The sequence below is a fragment of the Bradyrhizobium sp. genome (assembly GCF_019242285.1).
Classification (GTDB): Bacteria; Pseudomonadota; Alphaproteobacteria; order Rhizobiales; family Xanthobacteraceae; genus Bradyrhizobium.
Genome location: NZ_JAFAVV010000015.1, coordinates 1 through 6,369, shown reverse-complemented (window position 1 = coordinate 6,369; position 6,369 = coordinate 1). Strand labels below are relative to the sequence as shown.

At 63.8% G+C, this 6,369-nt stretch carries 7 protein-coding genes and 1 pseudogene; 7 read left to right on the top strand and 1 reads right to left on the bottom strand.

The genetic code is table 11. The features are described 5' to 3' along the window. The 7 genes and pseudogenes from JOY90_RS00720 to JOY90_RS00690 form a co-directional block, all read left to right on the top strand. Nucleotides 1-174 (top strand): annotated as a pseudogene (locus tag JOY90_RS00720) (chemotaxis protein CheW); the annotation flags it as partial. Between the two features lie 47 nt (nucleotides 175-221). Then, nucleotides 222-605 (top strand): PleD family two-component system response regulator, encoded by a 384-nt coding sequence (locus tag JOY90_RS00715; RefSeq protein ID WP_291689259.1) that lies wholly within the window; start codon nucleotides 222-224, stop codon nucleotides 603-605. Between the two features lie 27 nt (nucleotides 606-632). After that, on the top strand, nucleotides 633-1,511 hold the full coding sequence (locus JOY90_RS00710) for a protein-glutamate O-methyltransferase CheR (protein WP_291689258.1): 879 nt from the start codon (nucleotides 633-635) through the stop codon (nucleotides 1,509-1,511). A gap of 3 nt (nucleotides 1,512-1,514) precedes the next feature. Further along, the gene (locus JOY90_RS00705) at nucleotides 1,515-1,838 is read left to right on the top strand and encodes a PilZ domain-containing protein (RefSeq protein ID WP_291689257.1); all 324 of its coding nucleotides are present in this window, start codon (nucleotides 1,515-1,517) and stop codon (nucleotides 1,836-1,838) included. 165 nt (nucleotides 1,839-2,003) lie between these two features. Next, on the top strand, nucleotides 2,004-2,528 hold the full coding sequence (locus JOY90_RS00700) for a response regulator (protein WP_291689256.1): 525 nt from the start codon (nucleotides 2,004-2,006) through the stop codon (nucleotides 2,526-2,528). Continuing rightward, the gene (locus JOY90_RS00695; RefSeq protein ID WP_291689255.1) at nucleotides 2,485-2,946 is read left to right on the top strand and encodes a hypothetical protein; all 462 of its coding nucleotides are present in this window, start codon (nucleotides 2,485-2,487) and stop codon (nucleotides 2,944-2,946) included. Before JOY90_RS00700 ends, JOY90_RS00695 begins: the two co-directional genes overlap by 44 nt. A 263-nt stretch (nucleotides 2,947-3,209) precedes the next feature. Beyond that, nucleotides 3,210-3,848, top strand: a complete 639-nt coding sequence (locus JOY90_RS00690) for a response regulator (protein ID WP_291689260.1) — start codon at nucleotides 3,210-3,212, stop codon at nucleotides 3,846-3,848. Between the two features lie 69 nt (nucleotides 3,849-3,917). Here JOY90_RS00690 and JOY90_RS00685 read toward each other — a convergent pair. After that, a partial coding sequence (locus JOY90_RS00685; RefSeq protein ID WP_291689254.1) for a PAS domain S-box protein occupies nucleotides 3,918-6,369 on the bottom strand: 2,452 nt, incomplete at its 5' end.

The following is a 6,369-nucleotide window of genomic DNA, read 5'->3' as shown; positions in this document are numbered from 1 at the left end:
ATCGGCGAGGTGCTCCGCCTGTCCGACGACAGCCGCGAGGAGAACCCCGTCAATCTCGATCCCCGCATGGCCAAGTTCGCCGGCGGCGTCCACCGCCTCGACGGACAGCTCATGGTCGTCCTCGACGTCGACCGTGTCCTCGAACTCACATCCAAGACCGCGCTTGCCGCTTAAGCCCGTATCGTGATCACCACGTCTGATTCTTTGAGAAGGTCGAGCCAATGAGAACATGTCTGGTAGTTGATGATTCCGCGGTCGTGCGAAAAATTGCGCGACGCATACTGGAAGAGATGGACTTCCAGATCGTCGAGGCCGAGGACGGCGAGCAGGCGCTGCAGGCCTGCAAGAACGCCATACCCGAGGCGATCCTGCTCGACTGGAACATGCCGAACATGGACGGCTACGAGTTCCTCGGCAATCTGCGCCGCCTGCCCGGCGGGGACACGCCCAAGGTCGTGTTCTGCACCACCGAGAACGACATCGATCACATCTCGCGTGCGCTCGCGGCCGGCGCCAACGAGTACATCATGAAGCCGTTCGACAAGGAAATCATTTCCGCGAAATTTCAGGAAGTCGGCCTGGTGACGTCACCGGAAGCCGTCTGATCGTTCCACTTGCCGTAGAGGCTGCCAGTGAACCCGCCCGATTATGAGTACTTGCGTAGGCTTCTCAAGGACCAGTCAGGCCTCGACCTGTCGGTCGACAAGCAATATCTGATCGAAAGCCGCTTGCTGCCGCTCGCGCGGAAGTCCGGCCTCTCGGACATCAGTGCGCTCGTGCAGAAGCTGAAGACTGGCGCGCCCTCCTTCGTGACTCAGGTCATCGAAGCGATGACGACCAACGAGACCTTCTTCTTTCGCGACAAGATTCCGTTCGATCATTTTCGCGAATCGATCATGCCGGAGCTGTTGCGCGCGCGTGCCGCCCGCAAGAGCATCCGGATATGGTGCGCCGCGGGCTCGACCGGACAGGAACCGTATTCGATCGCGATGTGCTTGAGGGAGATGGGTGCCGCGCTCGCCGGCTGGCGGACCGAAATCGTCGCCACCGACCTGTCGCAGGAGGTGCTCGAGAAATCGAAGGCCGGCATCTACAGCCAGTTCGAGGTGCAGCGTGGCCTGCCGATCCAGATGCTGGTGAAGAACTTCAAACAGGTCGGCGAGCTCTGGCAGATCAATGCGGACGTTCGGGCGATGGTGCAGCACCGCCAGCTCAACCTGCTGCACGATTTCAGCCAGCTCGGCGTGTTCGACGTGATCTTCTGTCGCAACGTCCTGATCTATTTCGACCAGGACACCAAGACCAACATCTTCGGCCGGCTCGCGAAGGCGATCGAGCCCGACGGCTTCCTGGTGCTCGGTGCGGCGGAAACCGTGGTGGGACTGACCGATGTGTTCAAGCCCTTCCCCGAGCGGCGCGGTCTCTATCGGCCGGACGCCCGATCGGCTTCGGCGAGGACGTCCGTCCCCGGCGCAGGAATGCCAAAGATCGCCGCGATGGCGGGATTGTAGCGAATGGCGGACGAGAACAAGACGACGGACCGTGTCACGTTCAGCCGCGGCTACGACGTCTGCATCATGGCGATCGACGGCACCTGGCGGCGCGACTGCCAGTTGCTGGCCATCTCCGACAACGATGCGGTTCTCACCATGGAAGGCTCCATTCAGGGGCTCAACCTCAAGGAATTCTTCCTGTTGCTGTCGTCGACGGGACTTGCGTATCGGCGTTGCGAGCTGGTTCGCGTCAATGGCTCGGAGATCGATATTCAGTTCCTCAAGGGCAAGAACCGGAAGAAGAAGTCCGGGGGCTCGTCCAAGGAATCGATGATGGGCGCGTAGGCATCCGGTCGGGATGCATTCGCCTTCCCGGTCCCGCTCGACTGCTTCTGCGTCGCCTCTGCATAATGATTCCCGAACGCGGCACTTCGGATTTATCTGGCGGGTTTTACCCGGTCGCAGAACAGTCGCTGTAGACGTGATGCGGGCCAATTCAACGGGACCGCGATGTTGATCAGACCGGATTCTTCCTTCGCTCGACCGGACGCATCCGAGGCCGGCGACCGGCGGGCGCTCCAGCTTCTGATCGTCGACGACGATGCAACCCAGCGCAGGCTGATCTCGGTCGCTGCCAGGCAGGCTGGCCATGCCGTCTCGCTCGCGGAATCCTGCACCGAGGCGATCGAGCAGATCGGCGCCCGTCAGTTCGATTGCGTGACGCTCGACCTGATGCTCACCGATGGTGACGGGGTGAAGGTGCTGCAGGTGATGTCAGAAGCGAAGTTCGGCGGTTCGGTCATCATGATCAGCGGCATGGAGTCCGCACGCCGCTCCGCGGCGCGGCTCTACGCGCGTTCGCTCGGCATCGACCTGCAGAGCCTGCCGAAGCCGTTGGATCTCGCGGCCTTGCGGATCTGCCTTGCCAATCTCGGCAAGGCCGCCATGGGACTGCCTATCCGGCACACCTGGGGCGGGATCGCAACCGAAGATGTCGTCGCGCCGCATCGTCGCCGTGGTCGTACGCCAACGTGAGCTGATCGCGCTCCCGACACGTCATTGGCGGAAATGCGGCGCACCCGTGTCAGTCGCGCGCGGGTGGCACCAGGCGGAGCCGCGTTGCAGGCCGGCTTGCTGCATCACAATTGAGCAGGAACTCGAGAGCCCGCGCGAGGCTCGGATCGCATGCGACGAGCGCGGCCTCTGCGGCCGCGTGGCGCGGGGCAACGTCGTCGAGCACGAATACGGTATCGCCGGTGTCCTCGTCTGTGGAAATCCGTTCTCTTGCCGCGGTTGCCTGCAGCATTTTCTGGCACGTCCGCACCTGTTCGCTCAGGTGCCGAAGCTCGGCAATGATCGCATCCGCATCTCCTTTCGGGGCTCGATGATCGCGCTGATGCAGTGGTCTGTTACCGCTGGCATGAATGGCTTCTTGACAATGTCGCCGGGCTGAAGTGTTCCGCACTGCAACGGCGCTCGGACCTGCGGAAGTCCAGACTGACGAGCGCGTTGGCGTTGGCCAGACCTTTCACGAAACTTACGGCGCGGCGACGGATCACGAATTCTGGAAAATTGGCACCTGCCGGTGTTAGAAACTACAGCGCTACTTGTGAGTTAAGCACTTGTCCCGTACAAATACGGTGGGTCGATTCTGCGCTGGGCGCTATACCGTTCGGCGAGTGCGCGTCATGTTTTACTCTTTTGGGACGATGGCACATGAACGAGAAACCTGCTTCCCGCGGTGAAATTTTCGTCGTCGACGATGATCCTGCCGTGCGCGAAACTCTCTCGATAGTCTTGTCCGCGGCAGGCTACGAGGTGATCTGCTTTGCGGACGGAGCTGCCCTGCTGGCGGTAGCAAGAAACCGCACGCCATCCTGCATCCTTCTGGACGTGCACATTCCGGGAAAGTCCGGGCTGGACATCCTGCGGGAGCTGCGCGGCGAGGACTACCCCGCGCCGATCTTCATGATTTCGGGTCAGGGCGACATCCCGATGGCGGTCACCGCCATCAAGAACGGCGCGCTCGATTTCATCGAAAAACCGTTCCGGGGCAGCGAGATCGTCGAGCGGCTGGACGAGGCGATCGGCGCATATGCGCGCAGAAATGCACAAGGCGCGCTCTCCAACATCGCTTCGCTGCACTTCCCGGGGAAGGAGCCTTTGACGCGGCGGGAACGAGAGGTGCTGGAGCAGTTCACTTCCGGCGCCTCCAACAAGGAAGCGGGCCGCACGCTCGGCATCAGCCCGCGCACGATCGAAGACCATCGCGCCAACATCATGAAGAAGCTCGGCGCCCGCAATGCGGCAGACCTGGTGCGAATCGTGATGACCGCCCGGCAGCGCGCCTCCTGAAGCGGAAGGTTCGGCGAGGCGTGGCGACATGCGGTGCCTCGCGGCGCAGGTCAGGGCATTCCATGCCGATCAGCCGTCGATCGCCCGTCGGATCATCCGGGCCAGATCCGACTTGCGATACGGCTTTGCGAGCAGCAGGACTCCCGAATCGAGCCTGCCATGATGGACGATCGCATCCTCGGTATAGCCTGAGGTGAACAGCACCCGGAGGTCCGGGCGATCAGCCATGACGGCGTCGGCGAGCTGGCGGCCGTTCATCGTGCCCGGCATGATCACGTCGGTGAACAGCAGATCGAACGCGTGCCCGGCGGCGACGATCGAGAGCGCCTCCGCGGCGTTTGCCGCGGCCAGCGTGACGTAGCCGAGCGAGTGCAGTTGCGTCAGCACGTAGTCGCGCACCAGCCCGTCGTCCTCGACCACCAGGATGGTCTCACGTCCGCCTTCGACGGCAGCGTTGGATGCGCCGTCGGGCGCGACCGTCGTGCCATCGCCCGGCGGCAGGTACATCTTGATCGTCGCGCCATGGCCTTCCTCGCTGTAGATCCTGATGTGGCCCGCCGACTGCTTGATGAAACCATAGACCATGCTGAGGCCGAGACCGGTGCCCTTGCCCGGGCCCTTGGAGGTGAAGAAGGGATTGAACACCTTGTCGATGATGGTGTGCGGAATGCCGTTGCCGGTGTCGCTCACGGCGATCAGCGCATAGCGGCCCGGCCTGATGTCGTCGTACATGTCCGCGTAGTTCTCGTCGAGATCGACATAGCGTGTCTCCAGGATCAGCTTGCCGCCGTCGGGCATGGCGTCGCGCGAGTTCAAAGCGAGATTGAGAATCGCGGTCGCGAGCTGATTGGGATCGACGATCGCGATACAGGTTTCCTCCTCGAGCACCGATACGATCTCGATGTGCTCGCCGAGCGTCGGGCGCAACAGCTTGGCGGTGTCGATGACGAGCGTGTTGACGTCGATCTCGCGCGGCTGCAGCGGTTGCCGGCGGGCGAACGCCAACAGGTGCTGCGTCAGGTCGGCGCCGCGGGCGGCGGCCTCGTCGATCATCTTGGTGATCGCGGCAAGTTGCGGCTCCTTCGCCACCGCGCCCGACAGGATCTCGATCGTGCCGGTGATGACGGTCAGGATGTTGTTGAAGTCGTGGGCGATGCCGCCGGTGAGCTGGCCGATCGCCTCCATCTTCTCGGACTGCCGGATCCTCTCCTCCGCCGCGATCTTGTCGGTGAGGTCGCGGAAGAAGCCGTTGAACAGGAAGCCGTCGCGGGTCTTCAGCGCCGTGACGCTGAGCTCGCCCTTGAATTCCCGGCCGTCACGTCGGCGTACCATGAGCTCGCGGCGGCGGCCGAGAATGAGGCCCTGTCTGGAGCTGAGGAAACGGCCGAGCGCCGCCTTGAGCTCGCTGCGGTCGGGCTCGGCGACGATCAGGTCGACCAGGTCTCGGTCCAGCGCCTCCTGGCGCGACCAGCCGAACATGGCCTCGGCCCGCGAGTTCCAGTTGCGCGTCTTGCCGCTCTCGTCCATCTGCACGAAGGCGTCGAGCGCGGTCTCGATGATGTTGCTGGCGAGCTGCGCGCTTTCGCGCAGCCGCTCCTGGGCGTGCAGGCTCTCGGTCATGTCGCGGCCGATGAAGAAATGCCGCTTGACCGGCTCGGACCAGCCGCCGGTCCAGGAGATGAGCACGGCGTGGCCGTCCCTGTGCAGGTAGCGGGTGTTGGTGTCGCGCAGGTGCTCGCCGCGCCGGGAGGCGCGAAGCTCCGAACGCGCGGTCTCCAGGTCGTCCGGGTGGATCAGCTCGACGGCATCGCGGCCGATCAGCTCTTCCGGCGAATAGCCGAGGATGTTTTCCACGCTCGGGCTGACCTGCACCATGGTCCCCTTGGGATCGATGATCAGGATCAGGTCGTGCGAGGTCTCGAAGATGCGCCGCCGCTCCTCGATCTGCTGGCGCAGCGCCTGTTCGGTGCGCCGGCTCTCGGTGAGGTCGCGCATGATCATGGAGGCGCCGAACATCTGTCCGGACGGCGACTTGATCGGGGACAGGCTGACCGAGACCTGCACCGAGCTGCCATCCTTGCACAGCCGCGCCGTCTCGCGGTGCTCGATGCGGTCGCCGCGCTTGATCCGGCGCACGATGTCCCGCACCTCGGCCTTGCGGTCGGACGGCACGATCAGGTCGATGCTCTTGCCGACGGCCTCCTCGGCTGAGAAGCCGAACAGCCGTTCGGCAGCGGGATTCCAGCCGGTGATCGTGCCGTCGAGCGACTGGGTTAGGATCGCGTCGTTCGACGATTGCACGGCGGCGCTGAACAGCCGCTCGCGCGCCGCATAGAGATCGCGTGCGGCCTCGGTGAAGCGATGCTCCCGGATCTCGCGCTCGAGCTCGGTGGTCTTCTCGTTGACCTCGGCGATCACCCGCGCGAACGCCCGTGCCAGCACCCCGGTCTCGCCGCCCGCGTTGAACGGAACGGCAATGGGGTCGTTGCGGCCGATACCTTCGACCGCCGCCGTGAGCTGG